Origin of the sequence: Erwinia tasmaniensis Et1/99, from assembly GCF_000026185.1 — a bacterium.
In the GTDB taxonomy this organism is placed as follows: Bacteria; Pseudomonadota; Gammaproteobacteria; order Enterobacterales; family Enterobacteriaceae; genus Erwinia; species Erwinia tasmaniensis.
On the sequence record NC_010694.1, the window covers coordinates 1179610 to 1195486 of the forward strand.

At 55.8% G+C, this 15877-nt stretch carries 15 protein-coding genes; 9 read left to right on the forward strand and 6 right to left on the reverse strand.

The features are described 5' to 3' along the window. Window positions 1-17 precede the first annotated feature (17 nt). Together purN and purM are read right to left on the reverse strand one after the other, a co-directional pair. Window positions 18-656, reverse strand: coding sequence for a phosphoribosylglycinamide formyltransferase (gene purN, locus ETA_RS06335; RefSeq protein ID WP_012440801.1), 639 nt, complete (start codon window positions 654-656; stop codon window positions 18-20). Beyond that, window positions 653-1693 carry a phosphoribosylformylglycinamidine cyclo-ligase gene (gene purM, locus ETA_RS06340; RefSeq protein ID WP_012440802.1) on the reverse strand — a complete coding sequence of 347 codons (1041 nt, stop codon included), beginning with the start codon at window positions 1691-1693 and terminating at the stop codon, window positions 653-655. Before purM ends, purN begins: the two co-directional genes overlap by 4 nt. A 245-nt stretch (window positions 1694-1938) precedes the next feature. Here purM and upp point away from each other — a divergent pair, with 245 nt between their 5' ends. From upp to hda, 3 genes are all read left to right on the forward strand, one after another. Further along, on the forward strand, window positions 1939-2565 hold the full coding sequence (upp, locus tag ETA_RS06345) for a uracil phosphoribosyltransferase (RefSeq protein ID WP_042958728.1): 627 nt from the start codon (window positions 1939-1941) through the stop codon (window positions 2563-2565). A gap of 178 nt (window positions 2566-2743) precedes the next feature. Beyond that, window positions 2744-4033: a uracil permease gene (gene uraA / locus ETA_RS06350; RefSeq protein WP_012440805.1), complete on the forward strand. Its 1290-nt coding sequence runs from the start codon at window positions 2744-2746 to the stop codon at window positions 4031-4033. A gap of 154 nt (window positions 4034-4187) precedes the next feature. Then, window positions 4188-4889 (forward strand): DnaA inactivator Hda, encoded by a 702-nt coding sequence (gene hda, locus ETA_RS06355; RefSeq protein WP_231853318.1) that lies wholly within the window; start codon window positions 4188-4190, stop codon window positions 4887-4889. On the opposite strand, the gene arsC is transcribed toward hda, so the two are convergent. Both arsC and bepA read right to left on the reverse strand, forming a co-directional pair. Continuing rightward, window positions 4886-5239: an arsenate reductase (glutaredoxin) gene (arsC, locus tag ETA_RS06360; RefSeq protein ID WP_012440807.1), complete on the reverse strand. Its 354-nt coding sequence runs from the start codon at window positions 5237-5239 to the stop codon at window positions 4886-4888. The two genes, hda and arsC, sit on opposite strands and share 4 nt — an antisense overlap. Window positions 5240-5253: 14 nt before the next feature. Beyond that, window positions 5254-6717: a beta-barrel assembly-enhancing protease gene (bepA, locus tag ETA_RS06365; RefSeq protein WP_012440808.1), complete on the reverse strand. Its 1464-nt coding sequence runs from the start codon at window positions 6715-6717 to the stop codon at window positions 5254-5256. A gap of 349 nt (window positions 6718-7066) precedes the next feature. On the opposite strand from bepA, the gene ETA_RS06370 reads away from it, so the two are divergent. Next, window positions 7067-8641 carry a sensor domain-containing diguanylate cyclase gene (locus ETA_RS06370; RefSeq protein ID WP_012440809.1) on the forward strand — a complete coding sequence of 525 codons (1575 nt, stop codon included), beginning with the start codon at window positions 7067-7069 and terminating at the stop codon, window positions 8639-8641. 129 nt (window positions 8642-8770) lie between these two features. Here the strand turns inward: ETA_RS06370 and bcp are convergent, their stop codons facing one another. Next, window positions 8771-9238, reverse strand: coding sequence for a thioredoxin-dependent thiol peroxidase (gene bcp / locus ETA_RS06375; protein WP_012440810.1), 468 nt, complete (start codon window positions 9236-9238; stop codon window positions 8771-8773). Between the two features lie 58 nt (window positions 9239-9296). Beyond that, on the reverse strand, window positions 9297-9848 hold the full coding sequence (locus ETA_RS06380) for a glycine cleavage system transcriptional repressor (RefSeq protein WP_042958730.1): 552 nt from the start codon (window positions 9846-9848) through the stop codon (window positions 9297-9299). A 143-nt stretch (window positions 9849-9991) separates the two neighbouring features. Here ETA_RS06380 and dapA point away from each other — a divergent pair, with 143 nt between their 5' ends. The 5 genes from dapA (at window position 9992) to ETA_RS06405 (ending at window position 15837) form a co-directional block, all read left to right on the forward strand. Next, window positions 9992-10870: a 4-hydroxy-tetrahydrodipicolinate synthase gene (gene dapA, locus ETA_RS06385; RefSeq protein WP_012440812.1), complete on the forward strand. Its 879-nt coding sequence runs from the start codon at window positions 9992-9994 to the stop codon at window positions 10868-10870. Window positions 10871-10885: 15 nt separating this feature from the next. Continuing rightward, window positions 10886-11917 carry an outer membrane protein assembly factor BamC gene (gene bamC / locus ETA_RS06390; protein ID WP_042958732.1) on the forward strand — a complete coding sequence of 344 codons (1032 nt, stop codon included), beginning with the start codon at window positions 10886-10888 and terminating at the stop codon, window positions 11915-11917. Window positions 11918-12110: 193 nt separating this feature from the next. Next, window positions 12111-12824 (forward strand): phosphoribosylaminoimidazolesuccinocarboxamide synthase, encoded by a 714-nt coding sequence (gene purC, locus ETA_RS06395; protein WP_012440814.1) that lies wholly within the window; start codon window positions 12111-12113, stop codon window positions 12822-12824. A 151-nt stretch (window positions 12825-12975) separates the two neighbouring features. Continuing rightward, the gene (ypfJ, locus tag ETA_RS06400; RefSeq protein WP_012440815.1) at window positions 12976-13830 is read left to right on the forward strand and encodes a KPN_02809 family neutral zinc metallopeptidase; all 855 of its coding nucleotides are present in this window, start codon (window positions 12976-12978) and stop codon (window positions 13828-13830) included. Between the two features lie 6 nt (window positions 13831-13836). Further along, complete coding sequence (locus ETA_RS06405) at window positions 13837-15837, forward strand: tRNA(Met) cytidine acetyltransferase TmcA (RefSeq protein WP_012440816.1); 2001 nt, start codon at window positions 13837-13839, stop codon at window positions 15835-15837. Window positions 15838-15877 lie beyond the last annotated feature (40 nt).

Genomic DNA, 15877 nt, shown 5'->3' on the forward strand with positions numbered 1-15877 from the left:
AGAGCGGGGCGCTGTGTTTAGTCGAGGGCATGACCGGCGGCGGGCAGCCGTCGATCGTCGAGCCAGGCCGCGCCATCACGCATAGCCAGGCGGCCAGCAACAAACCAGCTCACCACCAGCGGGTAGATAGCATGTTCCTGATGCTGTACCCGAGCGGCGACATCTTCTTCCGTATCATCGCTGAAAACCGGCACTTTCGCCTGCAAAATTACCGGGCCGCCGTCGAGCTGCTCGGTGACAAAATGCACCGAGGTGCCGTGCTCCTCGTCGCCATTTTTAATGGCCTGGCGATGAGTATGCAGGCCCGGATATTTCGGCAGCAGGGAAGGGTGAATATTCAGCATGCGTCCGGCGTAGCGATCGACGAACTCTGCGCTAAGGATGCGCATGTAGCCTGCCAGCACCACCAGATCGGGCGCATAGGCGTCAATTTCCTGCATCAGCTGACGATCGAAAGCGCAGCGGCTGGCGAACGGGGCCGCTTCCAGCACGTGGGCATCAACATCAGCGGCACGCGCCCGCTCCAGTGCAAAAGCTCCGGGTTTGTTGCTGAAGACGGCAGCGATGCTGCCGTCGATCCGTCCCTGCTGGCAGGCGTCGAGAATGGCCTGCAAATTGCTTCCGTTACCAGAAACCAGCACGACTATGCGTTTCATGCGTTGATGACCACACGCTCTTCAGAGTCAGAGGCTTTGATCACGCCGATTTTCCAGGCTTTCTCACCCGCATCATTCATTAGCCGCAGCGCTTTGTCCGCATCCGCCGCGCTCAGAGCAATCACCATGCCGACGCCACAGTTGAAGGTGCGGTACATTTCAAAGCGGCTGACGTTCCCGGCCTGCTGCATCCAGCCAAAGACGGCTGGCCACTCCCAGCTTGACTCGTCCAGCACGGCCTGGGTGTTATCCGGCAGCACGCGTGGGATATTTTCCCAGAAGCCGCCGCCGGTCAGGTGCGCAATAGCGTGCACGTCGACCTGTTCGATCAGGCTGAGAATGTTCTTCACGTAAATGCGCGTTGGGGCCAGCAGATGGTCCGCCAGCGGCTTGCCTTCCAGCTGGGTGGTTTCCGGGTCGGTGTTGCTGAATGCCAGAATTTTGCGCACCAGCGAGTAGCCGTTAGAGTGTGGGCCGCTTGAACCGAGAGCGATCAGCACGTCCCCTTCTGCCACCTTGCTGCCGTCGATGATCTCGGATTTCTCCACCACGCCAACGCAGAAGCCGGCTACATCATAGTCTTCACCGTGATACATGCCCGGCATTTCAGCGGTCTCGCCGCCGACCAGTGCGCAGCCAGACTGTGAACAGCCCTCTGCGATACCGGTGATCACGCTGGCCGCCGTGTCGACGTCGAGCTTGCCGGTAGCATAATAGTCGAGGAAAAACAGCGGCTCTGCGCCTGATACCACCAGGTCGTTCACGCACATGGCGACCAGATCGATGCCAATGGCATCATGGCGTTTCAGATCCATCGCCAGACGCAGCTTGGTGCCAACGCCGTCAGTGCCGGACACCAGGATCGGCTCACGATATTTTTGTGGCAGGGCACAAAGGGCACCGAAACCGCCCAGGCCACCCATCACTTCCGGGCGACGAGTCTTTTTCACTACGCCTTTGATACGGTCGACTAAAGCATTACCCGCATCGATATCTACGCCGGCGTCTTTATAGCTGAGAGAGGTTTTGTCGGTCACTGCGAAATCCCCACGCGGTTTGCGATTGGTGTGGTGGTAAAAATAGAGCGCGGCAATTCTACCAGCGCAGGCAAACGTTTGCGAGCGTCATCTTTTCAATTGTTGCGTAGACCCGGATCCCAGGCAATGCTTATAAAGGACGGACGGCAGAAAGAAACATTTGCACTAAGTGATAGGGCAGCAGAGAAAATGGCGCTATAATCTCGCGATTTTTTTTTGCAGCTTAACACGCCGGGAGAACAACAATGAAGATCGTGGAAGTCAAACACCCGCTGGTCAAACATAAACTGGGTCTGATGCGGGGAGATGACGTAAGCACCAAACGTTTCCGTGAGCTCGCATCAGAAGTGGCAAGCCTGCTGACGTACGAAGCCACCGCCGACCTGGAAACCGAGAAGGTGACCATTGAAGGCTGGAATGGTCCGGTCACTGTCGATCAGATCAAAGGTAAGAAAATTACCGTTGTCCCTATCCTGCGTGCCGGTCTGGGCATGATGGACGGCGTGTTGGAACACGTGCCGAGTGCGCGAATTAGCGTGGTTGGCATCTACCGCGACGAAGAAACCCTGGAGCCTGTTCCTTATTTCCAGAAGCTGGTCTCAAATATTGAAGAGCGTATGGCGCTGGTCGTCGACCCGATGCTGGCTACCGGCGGTTCGATGATCGCGACCATTGACCTGCTGAAAAAAGCCGGTTGCAGCAGCATTAAAGTGCTGGTGCTGGTCGCTGCGCCGGAAGGCATCGCCGCGCTGGAAAAGGCGCACCCGGACGTAGAGCTTTACACGGCGTCTGTTGACCAGGGGCTGAATGAGAAGGGCTATATTATCCCCGGCCTCGGCGATGCGGGTGACAAGATTTTCGGTACCAAATAAAGGATGCAGCAGCCCATCGCAACGGCCTGTTTACGCTCCGTTTCCCGTGCGCGGGTGAGGGCGGCATGCCTTGGCGATTTGGCATGCAGCCACAAGGGTGCTGCAACATAACGTTTGATTTAACAAGCCGACCGCAGAGTCGGCTTTTTTATGGCTCACACTAAGGGGTAATAATCGTATGACACGTCGTGCAATTGGTGTAGACGAGCGGCCGCCGTTGCTGCAAACCATTCCACTCAGCTTCCAGCATCTTTTCGCCATGTTTGGTGCCACCGTGCTGGTGCCGATCCTGTTCCATATCAATCCGGCCACCGTACTGCTGTTCAACGGCATTGGTACGCTGCTGTATCTGTTAATCTGCAAGGGCAAAATCCCGGCGTATCTGGGATCGAGTTTTGCGTTTATCTCCCCGGTCCTGCTGCTGTTGCCTTTGGGTTACGAAGTGGCGCTGGGCGGTTTTATTCTCTGCGGCGTGTTGTTCTGTCTGGTGGCGCTGATTGTTAAAAAAGCCGGCACCGGCTGGCTGGACGTGATGTTTCCCCCGGCGGCAATGGGCGCGATTGTGGCGGTGATCGGTCTTGAACTGGCGGGCGTGGCGGCGAACATGGCGGGTTTATTACCGGCTGACGGCGCAGCGCCTGACAATAAAACCATCATTATCTCTATGGTCACGCTGGGCGTCACGGTCTTTGGTTCGGTGATGTTCCGCGGCTTCCTCGCCATTATCCCAATCCTGGTCGGCGTGCTGGCAGGTTATGCACTGTCCTGGGAAATGGGGATGGTCGACTGGACGCCGGTACGCGAAGCCCACTGGTTTGCTCTGCCTACCTTCTATACGCCGCGTTTTGAGTGGTACGCCATTTTCACCATTCTGCCTGCTGCGCTGGTGGTGATCGCCGAGCATGTGGGCCACCTGGTCGTGACGGCGAATATCGTTAAGAAGGATCTGCTGAAAGATCCCGGGCTGCATCGCTCAATGTTTGCCAACGGGATTTCCACCGTATTCTCCGGCTTCTTTGGCTCGACGCCGAATACCACCTACGGAGAGAACATCGGCGTGATGGCGATCACCCGCGTGTACAGTACCTGGGTGATTGGCGGTGCGGCGATTCTGGCGATCCTGCTCTCCTGCATTGGCAAACTGGCTGCGGCGATCCAGGCGGTGCCGGTGCCGGTGATGGGCGGCGTTTCGCTGTTGCTATACGGGGTTATTGCCGCTTCCGGTATTCGCGTGCTGATTGAGTCGAAAGTGGATTATAACAAGGCTCAAAACCTGATCCTGACGTCGGTTGTCCTCATTATCGGCGTCAGCGGGGCAAAAGTGCATATCGGGGCTGCTGAACTCAAAGGCATGGCGCTGGCCACGATCGTCGGCATTGTGCTCAGCCTGATCTTCAAGGCGTTCAGCCTGTTACGCAAAGAAGAAGAGGTTATCGAGGTGACGGATAAGCGTCACGACGCGCAGTAAACCTGAAGGGGCAGCACGCTGCTGCCCCTTTTCGCCAGGACAATGCGCGTCCTCACCGCTTCTAACTTCGGCATCCCCGCATAGCGTTTCATGATCCAGCCCGAATTGTGTTAGAATTTTCACGTTTTCCGCCTGCTCAAAACCTGAGGTGATTCTGAACACGCCGGCACAGCTTTCACTGCCACTTTACCTACCCGATGACGAAACCTTTGCCAGCTTCTGGCCGGGTGAGAATACATCGCTGTTGGCCGCGCTGCAGAGCGCACTGCACCAGCATCATGGCAGCTATTTTTACTTCTGGTCGCGCGAAGGCGGGGGGCGCAGTCATCTTCTGCATGCCGCCTGCGCGGAACTGTCGGCGCAGGGCGATGCGGTCGGCTACGTTCCGTTGGATAAACGCACCTGGTTTGTGCCTGAAGTGCTCGACGGGATGGAGCAGCTGTCGCTGGTCTGCATCGACAATATTGAATGTATTGCAGGCGATGAACTCTGGGAAATGGCGATCTTCGATCTTTATAATCGCATTTTAGAAACCGGAAAAACGCGGCTGCTGATCACCGGGGATCGTCCTCCGCGCCAGCTCAATCTGAAGCTGGCGGATTTGGCTTCGCGCCTGGACTGGGGCCAAATTTATAAACTGCAGCCTCTTTCCGATGAGGATAAACTGCAAGCGCTGCAGCTGCGCGCCCGACTGCGCGGTTTTGAACTGCCCGAAGACGTGGGCCGCTTTCTTTTGAAACGCCTCGATCGCGAAATGCGCACGCTGTTCGTGACGCTGGATCGGCTCGATCACGCCTCCATCAGCGCCCAGCGCAAGCTAACCATTCCTTTTGTGAAAGAGGCGTTGGAGCTCTAAAGGATCTCCAGCACCTTCCGTGGCGGCCTGCCGATACGCGCCTGACCGTTTGCAACCACAATGGGGCGTTCAATAAGCTTCGGCCGTGAGGCCATGGCGTGCATCAACTGCGATTCCCCAACCTGCACATCATCCAGACCCAGGGTAATATAGTCATTCTCTTTGATGCGCATCAGCTCGCGTGCGCTGCTCATCCCCAGCTGCTGCAACAGCGTGGCAAGCGTGGCGATGTCGGGAGGCGTTTCAAGATAGAGAATAACCTGTGGCTCAATGCCCTGTGCTCTTAGCAGCGCCAGCGTTTCGCGGCTCTTCGAGCAGCGCGGATTATGATAGATTTGTACGTTGCTCAAGGTGCTCTCCCTTATTATTTCTGATACTGGCGAAAACGCTGCTGCAGCTGGCGCAGCTGATCTATGCGCGCATCATAGCGAGCCTGCTTCAGGCTCCCCAGCGGCATCGCAGCGCTTGCGCTGCTCAGGCTGCGGATCGCCTGGTCAAGCTGTCCGGCTAATGCCAGACTTTCAGCCCGGGCGGCCTGCTCTTCATCGCTTAGCCCCAGCTGGGAAGACGCCTGTGCCAGTAAATCCCAGCCGTTGGCATCGTCTTTATTCGCCCAGGTATAGCGATATAAAATTTTGCTGGCATTGGCAGGCTGCTTCGCTTCTACGTAGGCATTAGCCAGGTTGAGCTGAATGACCGGGCTGTTGCTGATGTCGCTCTTTACCGCCAGCAGGCGGCCGATCGCCCGCTGCGGCTGCTTCAGTCCGATATCAATGTCGGTCATGATATCCAGATACCAGACGTTGTCAGGCTGCTTTGCCAGCAGCGGGGTGATGATGTTGAGAGCATCAGAAAATTTACCGTCACCCAGCAGCAGTACCGCTTTGCCATACTGCGCTGCGGCCTGCTCGCGACTGTTGCCGCGTGAAAGAAGGGTGAGCAGGTCGTCATTCAGCTGGTTCTTCCCGGTGGAGAACATGCCCAGCGCCCTGACTTTCGCCATAAAGTAATCCTGGGAGGATTGGACAACTACAGGCTTCATCTGATTTGCGCGGTTACGCGTATCGGCCAGGCGGCTGTCGGGCAGCGGGTGCGTCAGTAAAATTTCCGGCGGTTTTGAGGCATAGCGCGATGCGTCGGCAAGTTTTTGCAGAAAGTCCGGCATGGCTTCCGGGTCGAAGCCGGCACGTTGCAGCACCTGAATCCCGATACGGTCTGCCTCCTGTTCATTTTGCTGGGTGAAGCTGATTATCCCCTGTTGCGTGCCGGCGAGCGTACCGCTTAGCGCCGCCATTCCCGCCTGCGGGCTGGCCATGGCCAGTAGTATCGATCCTAGTGCCCCCACCCAGGTGAGGGGAGCGTTGCGCTGTTGCTCTTCCATCGATCGTGCCAGGTGACGCTGGGTGACGTGCGAGATTTCATGGGCCATAACCGACGCCAGCTGGCTCTCATTATCGCTGTAGCGAAACAGCGCAGAGTGCAGAACCACGTTGCCGCCAAAAAAAGCGAACGCATTAATTTCATCATTGCGGATCAGATAGAAATGGAAGGGGGTTTTTACCGACCAGGCATGCGCTACCAGACGCTGGCCCAGCCGGTTGATATATTGATTGAGCAGTGGGTCGTTGATGATCGGGGCGCTGGCCCTTAGCTGACGGACATAAAAATCGCCCATTGCCAGCTCCTGGTTAACCGATAGCGTGCCCGCCGCCGTAGTGCCAATATCCGGCAGGTTATCGCTGACATCGGCGTGAGCCGGAAGCGCGCTCGCGGCTACGGCCGAGGTGAGCAGCGAGATCAGCAGGATTTTCTTCAATCGGATAGACATACGAGACCCTAAAAGGAAATGCTGTTTTAACCGCCAAAGCGGCGTAAAATGTTCTGTGTCATCTTTCCACTGCACCAATCCTATATAGTAACCACTGCATGCAATGAAAGAAACGGATAAAAATGGTGTGTCTGCAGGGTGAATGCCGTAATAACAGCGACGTTGTGCGCGGGTCAATGCGAAATCATCTATTGATTTGAAAATTCATTCACCCGATAAATGTTATATTATTACTGAACATATTTAGCCACGTACGATCGGCCTTTTTCAGGACGGGTTCGAACATGGCTAACACATAACGATATTATAAGGCACTGATTAGAATGCTTTTATTAATGGAGAGTCTGCGTTGAGACTCAACCGCCTCAAAACGGACTTGCGCACCTTAATTACCCTGCTGGCGGTCGCCAGTATCGTGATCACGCTTGCTAATTCTTTGTACGCCAGCTGGCGGGTACAGCGAGAGGTACTGATCGACAATACGTTGGAAGCGAACAGGGTTTATGCGACGAAGCTTGCTTCGACCACCGAGGTATTTTTCGATCTTGCCAGATCACAGCTCTCTTACAGCGCTAGCATATTGAGTGAAGAAAGCGGCAGCGAGAGCAGGCTACAGGATGAAGTTGACCGACTGCGCGGACAAACCCACAGTTTTAACTCGGTGGTGATAGCCGATTCTCGTGGCTGGGTGCGCGCCATTTCACCAGAATCGCTGATGCTAAAGGGCATGCAGCTTAGCTCCTCTGCGGCAAAGCAGGCACTTGCCGAGCGTAAATCTTTGATTAGTCAACCCGGTCTCTCGACCGCAAACAATCTGCTGGTATTTATATCACGCCCCATCTGGTCGAAAAGCGGCGGCTATCTGGGCTTCGTGGGGGGCTCGATCTATCTGAAAAAGAAGAGCGTTCTTGATGTTCTCCTGGGCGAGCAGTTTTATCGGGACGGATCTTCGCTGTACGTGATCGACAGTGAAAACCGGCTGCTGTATCACCAGGATCGCAGTCTGGTGGGCAAAACTATCGATCCATTGATTACCCGGCAACAGCGAAAAGAGGCCAGCAATGGAAGGCTTGAAGTGGTCATGCCGGACGGTAAACCCGGACTGGCTGGCTATGCCGTGGTTCCCTCAACGGGCTGGACGATTGTCTCACTGAAACCGACCGCAGCCACGCTGTTACCGCTAAACAGCCTGCTGTTGCAGGTACTGAAAAATTCGGTGCCTTTTGCCCTGTTAACGGTGATCCTCGCGCTGCTCCTCGCACGGCGTATCGCGTTTCCCCTTTGGCAGCTGGCGCGCAAAGCCAGCCGCATGGATACGAAAAATGTTTCACACGAGATCAACAGTATTCGTTCGTGGTACTACGAGTCCTCGCAGATTAAGCGGGCGATGTTGGCTGGGATCGCGCTGATGCAGGACAAGATAGGGCGTCTGAAAAGTGAAACTCAAACCGATCCGATGACCGGGCTGCTTAATCGGCGCGGTCTCTATGCGGTGCTGGACTATTTTCTCTCTGCCCGCCAGGAGTTTGCCGTACTGGCTCTGGATATCGACAGATTTAAGCGCGTGAACGACACGTTTGGCCATGCTGTCGGCGACAAGGTGATCAAAACCGTGGCGGAGCAGTTGGCAAAGACCGCGAGAAGAAGCGATATTATCTGCCGTAATGGTGGGGAAGAGTTTCTCATGATCCTGCCGGGGGCCGATCGCGATATTGCGCTGATGATCGCTGAAAGGGTCCGTGAACATATTGAGCAAATCCGCCTTGAGGCGGTGGGGCATGTGACTGTCTCCGTCGGTATCTCTTTCTGGGCACCTGATGATGAGGCTGACATGCATCAAACCTTCGTGCAGGCGGATGATGCGCTTTATCAGGCAAAAAATGCCGGGCGCAACTGTGTGATCGTCGCACAGGATGCGCCATAAAAGCACGTTGGGTATAAAAAGTGGCGCGCCAGCAGAGCGTCAATAAGGATGTTTGGCTGGCGCAAAGCGTTACAGGGCCGTCATCGCCCGTATGGCGGCGGCCCGGAGGGTGCGTTCCGCCGTCAAAGTTTACGCGTTTTGGAGGTAATTCATCACGATATCGTGATGATTACTGGTTTTGAAGTCGTCGAAGACTTTCTCAACTTTACCCTCGGCGTCAATCAGGAAGCTGGTGCGGTGTATGCCGTCATAGGTTTTTCCCATAAAGGTTTTTTCGCCCCAAATGCCAAACTGGTTGCTGACCTGATGATCTTCATCAGATAGCAGGGTGAAGTTCAGCAGCTCTTTTTCGGCGAAGCGCGATAGCTTTTCCGGTTTATCGGTGCTGATGCCCAGTACGTCAACCCCAACGTTTTTCAGCTGGTCCATACTGTCACGCAGACCGCAGGCCTGAACGGTGCAGCCCGGCGTCATGGCTTTCGGGTAAAAGTATACCAGGACGCGCTGCCCCTGGAAGTCGGTTAGGTTTATCTGTTCACCATCCTGATCGGGCAGGCTAAATTTCGGTGCCATATCGCCGGCTTTCAGTGGATTCATTACTACTCTCCGTTAGTTATCGTCATAAATTAAGGGGACATTACACCCGTTTCGCACCTTAAACGCCGTGGTGGGAAACGGCTTTAATAGTGCCTTGAGCGTGTAACTCTGTACATAGCTGATGGAAGGCCGGTTCAATAAAAGAAGCATCCTGGCTGCCCGGGCTGTGCGCCGTTATTTGAACGTAGAGCAGCGGGGGCTTATTGTCTTGCGCTGGCTGCGTGCGTGAAACCAGCTCCGCAATATTCATCTGGTGCGTATCAAATAGATCGGTAAAGCGCTCAATGATATGTGGGGAATCTGCCACTTCTACCTGTACCCACACCGTGGCTGGCATCGATGGCCGCAGGCTGGCATTGGTGCGTTTCATCACGACCAACAGCTCCAGTTCGGCCCCTTTCAACGGAAGCGTGGACTCAATCAGCGTTATCGCATGCCAGCTGCCGGACAGCAGCATGATAAAGCTAAACTCTTCGCCGAGAATAGCAAGACGGCTATCTTCGATATTACATTCGCAGCTGCTGACATGACGAGTAATGGTATTGACGATCCCGGGACGGTCAACGCCCAGTGCGGTGATAACCAGGTGGTGTTGCGATGGCTGCGGCAAAATCAAGCTTCCTGTCTAAATGCTAATAACAGTAAGGTAAACATAAAAAAAACTGCTGACAAGCACATAGGCCTACCTGCGCGCTTGCTTTTATTACACTGTCAAACGTACCATGAAGCACTTGTTTGTCGAGGGGATGACTAATGTTTACGGGAAGTATTGTTGCGCTCGTTACACCGATGGATGACAAAGGAAATGTCTGCCGCGCGAGCCTGAAAAAACTGATCGATTATCATGTTGCCAGCGGAACTTCGGCAATTGTTTCTGTTGGAACGACCGGCGAGTCAGCCACCCTAAGCCACGATGAACATGGTGATGTGGTTCTGCTGACGCTGGAATTAGCCGATGGGCGTATTCCCATCATTGCCGGCACCGGGGCTAATGCTACCGCTGAAGGCGTCTGTTTGACTAAACGTTTTGAAAATTCAGGCGTTGTCGGTTGTCTTACTGTAACCCCCTATTATAACCGTCCGACGCAGGAAGGGTTGTACCAGCACTTTAAAACCATTGCGGAAAATACCGAACTGCCGCAAATGTTGTACAACGTTCCCTCGCGTACCGGCACCGATCTCCTGCCGGAAACCGTTGGTCGCCTGGCCAAAATAAAAAATATTATCGGAATAAAAGAGGCCATCGGGAACTTATCGCGGGTAAGTCAGATCCAACAGCTGGTAAATGATGACTTTGTGTTGGTAAGTGGCGATGATGCTACCTCACTGGACTTCATGCAGCTGGGCGGGCACGGGGTTATCTCCGTGACGGCAAACATCGCCGCGCGCGAAATGGTTGAACTCTGTGCTTTGGCACGGCAGGGTAACTTTGCGCAAGCACGCCTCCTGAACCAGCGCCTGATGCATTTGCATCAGAAACTGTTTGTGGAACCCAATCCTATCCCGGTGAAATGGGCCGCGAAACGATTAGGATTAATAGCAACCGATACGCTGCGTCTACCCATGACGCCGCTGACCGATGCCGGTTGTTCGGTTGTTGAGCAGGCGCTTAAAGATGCAGCCCTGCTTTAAATTTAGGGAGAATTGATGGTTTACTCAGTACAAAAGTCCGCGGTAGCGAAAGTGGTGGGACTGTCTATAGTGATGCTGCTTGCAGCCTGTTCCAATGACCAGCGTTACAAGCGTCAGGTAAGCGGTGATGAATCCTACCTACAGGCCACCGATCTTAGCGATTTGCACGCGCCTGCTGGCATGATCCTGCCAATACAAAACGGCGACTTCGATGTTCCGCCCGTCAATGGAAAAGGCGCGGTGGGTAAGCAGCTTGATATCCGTCCACCGGCACAGACTCTGGCGCTAATGAACGGTACCCGCAGCCAGTTTGCCGGTAACACCGGTACGCTGCTGATTGACAGCCGTAGCGGCTCCATCTGGACACAGGTGATTGAGGTGGTTCAGGCCGCTAACTTCCCTATAGCCGATCGTCAGGATGCCCGTCAAACCCTGACCACCGACTGGGTTCAGTGGAACCGGGCAGATGAAGACAATCAGTACCGTGGCCGCTACCAGCTGAGCGTTCAGCAACAGGGTAGGCAGCAGGCGCTGATGGTGAAGCTACTTGAATTGCAACAGCAGGACAAAGTGGTTAACTCTCCGGTACAGATCCAGCGTTACACGGCGCAGATGTTAAACGAAATCAGTGCGGGCCTGGACAAGATAGAAACCCACCGTGAAGATGCGGCAGCAAGCCGTAGCCCGACGCAAATTGATGTACAGAGCGGCGCCGATGATACCGGCCTGCCTAACCTGATCCTGCGCGCGCCGTTCAACGTGGTCTGGCAACGCCTGCCTGCTACGCTGAAACGCATTGGTATGCAGGTCAAGGATGACAACCGTTCGCAGGGTAGCCTGAAAGTGTCATACAGCGCACCGGACAGCAGCACCTTCGATGAGCTGGGAGCCAAAGACCCGCAACTGAAAAATGGTGATTACAAACTTCAGGTCGGTGACCTGGATAACCGTAGCAGCCTGCAGTTACTCGATCCGAAAGGGCATCCGTTGACCCAGTCGCAAAATGATGCGCTGGTGGCGGTGTTCCAGGCCGCTTTCAGCAAGTAAGCCACAAGGCCGGAAACCCTCCGGCCTTTTTAATTTGGCGCTGCGTAAACGATTGCTTCGGTTTTTCAACCGCGGAACATATAATTCCGCCAGACAAATTTTAACGGGTGGGTTCTGCCTGCCCGATGGTTATCTACCTGCGGCCTGAATGATGCCGGGTACAGTTCATTATCGTTGGAGTGGAGTTAACAAGATGCAAAAGAAAGCTGAGTTGTATCGCGGAAAAGCGAAAACCGTTTACAGCACTGAAAACCCGGATCTGTTGGTACTCGAATTCCGTAACGATACGTCAGCGCTGGACGGTGAGCGTATCGAACAGTTCGATCGTAAGGGAATGATTAACAATAAGTTCAATCATTTTATTATGACCAAACTGCAGGAAGCCGGTATCCCAACGCAGATGGAGGCCCTGCTCTCTGATAACGAAGCGTTGGTTAAAAACCTGGATATGGTACCGGTGGAATGCGTGATACGTAATCGCGCAGCGGGTTCTTTGGTGAAGCGCCTGGGCGTGGAAGAGGGCATGATCCTTAATCCCCCCCTGTTTGACCTGTTCCTTAAAGATGATGCTAAACACGACCCGATGGTGAACGAATCCTATTGCGAAACGTTTGGCTGGGTAAGCCAAACGCATCTGGCGCGGATGCGCGAACTGACGTACAGGGCGAACGAGGTACTCAGCAAGCTGTTTGCCGATGCGGGCCTGATCCTGGTGGACTTCAAACTTGAGTTCGGCCTGTTTAAGGGCGAAGTGGTATTAGGCGACGAGTTTTCCCCGGATGGCGCACGCCTGTGGGACAAAGACACTCTGAATAAGATGGATAAAGACCGTTACCGCCAAAGCCTGGGTGGCCTGATAGAAGCCTACGAAGAAGTGGCAAACCGTCTGGGCGTGAAGCTGGACTGATTTACCCTTATTTACCGCGCAGTGCCGGGGCCAGGGAAACCTGGCCTTTTGCATAATATCACGCGCTTTTTCGCGTTTTCTGGTTTTCCCCGCCTTCTGCGACTAAAATCGACTCAGCCATAAAACAAGAATCAATTTCAAGGGGACAGTTATGCGTTGGCAAGGGCGTCGCGAAAGCGACAATGTGGAAGACCGCCGTGATCAGTCAGGCACCGTTGGCGGTGGGCGCATGCGCATTCCCCGTGGTAAAGGCGGCATCGCTCTGCTGATTGTGGTGATAGTGGCTGGTTACTATGGTTACGACCTCAGTCCGTTATTGAGCGGCGGAAGTTCTTCCGTTGCGCCGACAACCCAGCAGCAGTCGTCACCGAAGGATGATGAGGCCGCGCAGTTTACCCGCACCATTTTTGCTATGACCGAAGACACCTGGCAGCAGCTGTTCCAGAAAATGGGCAAAATCTGGCAGGCCCCCACCCTGGTGATGTACCGCAATCAAACATCGACCGCCTGCGGCAGCGGTCAGTCGGCCATGGGGCCTTTCTACTGCCCGGGCGACCGTAAGGTTTATATCGATCTTTCATTTTATGACGAAATGAAAACCAAACTCGGGGCGGGAGGGGAGTTCGCCCAGGGCTATGTCATCGCCCATGAGGTTGGACACCATGTGCAGCACCTGCTGGGGATCGATCAGAAAGTGCGTCAGATGCAGCAGGGAGCTAACCAGACCCAGGTGAATCAGCTGTCGGTGAAGATGGAACTTCAGGCAGACTGCTTTGCTGGCGTCTGGGGCTACTATATGCAGCAGGAGAAGGTGCTGGAAACCGGCGATCTTGAATCGGCGCTTAACGCGGCTCAGGCGATTGGTGATGACCGCCTGCAGCAGCGCAGTCAGGGGCGCGTGGTGCCGGACAGCTTTACCCACGGCACTTCACAGCAACGCTACAGCTGGTTCAAAAAAGGTTTCGACGGTGGCAATCCCGCTCAATGTAATACCTTTGCCGATTAAACATCGGTGAGTGATTTGCTCAAGGCGACAGGCCAAATCGAAAGGCTGGGCTGGCGTCGCCTGCTGGTCATCAGCGGTGATGCTTCCTGGTGTGAACAGCAGGCCGCCGTCTGTATGGCGCAACTTCCCGGTGACTGGTTGACGGTGGGCGAACAGCCGCTTACCGCGCAGTACTGTACGCCGCAGGCGGTACGGACGCTGCTTGGACGCGAGCTTCACCACGTTCTTTTTGATGCCCGGCGAGGTTTCCATGCCGAAGCGTTGGCAGCGCTGGCTGGAACGCTGCAAGCCGGAAGCTGGCTGGTGATGCTGGTTCCCGAATGGCAACGGTGGCCGCTTCAGCCAGATACTGATTCAATACGCTGGAGCGAAGGCGACAGCCCCATTCCCTCTCCTTTTTTTATCCACCGTTTCCAGCAGCTGCTGCTGGAAGATAACCGTATTGTGCTGTGGCGTCAGCATCATGGCTGCTCCGTACCCGATTTGCCTGACCCGCTGACCAGGCCGGGTGATAACAGCGGTCAGCAGCAGCAGGTACTGGCCGCACTCCTGTGCGCTAAGCCTGGAATCTATGTGGTGACCGCCGCGCGTGGCCGTGGCAAATCGGCGCTGGCAGGGATGCTGGCCGCGCGCTGGCCGGGGCTTAGCCTGGTGACCGCTCCTGCGAAAGTCTCAACGGACGTGCTGGCTCACTATGCCGGAGAGCACTTCCGGTTTGTCGCTCCCGATCGGCTGCTTGCTGAAGCGCACCGGCTGCGGGCCGGCATCGACTGGTTGCTGATTGATGAGGCCGCAGCCATCCCGTCACCTCTGTTACAGCAGCTGGTTGCCCTGTTCCCTTATGTGCTGATGACGACAACGGTTCAGGGCTATGAGGGCACCGGGCGCGGCTTTTTGCTGAAGTTTTGTGCCGCGCTGCCGAACGTTACCGCTCATCAGCTGGATTTGCCGTTGCGCTATGCGGCGGAAGATCCGCTGGAACAGTTTATCAGCCGGGCGCTGCTGTTCGAGGATGCGGTATCTGCTCCCCGGCCAGATGCGGTGGATATCCGGTCTTTAGAGCAGGGCGACTGGGCGCGCCGTCCCGATCGCATGGCCGCCGTCTACCGGTTATTGACCAGCGCCCACTACCGAACGTCCCCCCTCGATCTGCGCCGGATGATGGATGCTCCCGGCATGCATTTCAGCGCGGCGCTGCAAGGGGATGATATCCAGGGCGCGTTATGGCTGGTGGATGAGGGCGGGCTGAGCGCCGAACTTGCCACCGCCGTCTGGGCGGGTTATCGCCGCCCGCGAGGTAACCTTGTTGCACAGTCGCTGGCGGCGCACGCCGGCCAGCCTGAAGCCCCGCAGCTGCGTTCGCGGCGTATCAGCCGCATTGCCCTTGCTCCCACGTTGCGCGGGCGCGGTATCGGACAGCAGCTTATATCCCGCAGCTGCCGCGCGGCGAGCGGACTGGATTTTCTATCGGTCAGTTTTGGCTTCACGCCGCGGCTGTGGCGGTTCTGGCAGCGCTGCGGTTTTCAGCTGGTGCGTTTTGGTAGTCAGCGCGAGGCCAGCAGCGGATGTTATACGGCAATGGCTCTCTACCCGTTGACCCGCGCCGGTCAGCGGCTGACGGAGCGGGCGACGGGGCGGCTGGCGCGTGATGGTTACTGGCTGCGCCAGCTGCTGGATCAGGAAAATTTACCGCTGGCCACGGGCTTCGATGGGCAGCTGAATGAGGATGACTGGCAGGAGCTGGCCGGATTTGCCTGGGCGCAGCGGCCGTACGAAGCCAGTTTGGCGGCGTTGGGGCGGCTGGTCAGTCAGAAGGCCTGTCGGCTTCCGCTGCTGTACGCTGCACTGATAGAAGGGCAGAGCGTCACACAGATATGCCAGCATTTTTCCCTGGCCGGGCGTAAGGCGCTGCTGATCGACTGGCGGCGCGAGGCGGAACAGGGATTACTCTTGCTGGATGAGCCGCGTGCATTGTGCTGCCGCCGGTGGGTTAGCGGATTAGGGTAGGGTTGCCGTTGGTCCACTTACGTTTGCCCGTTTGTTGAAG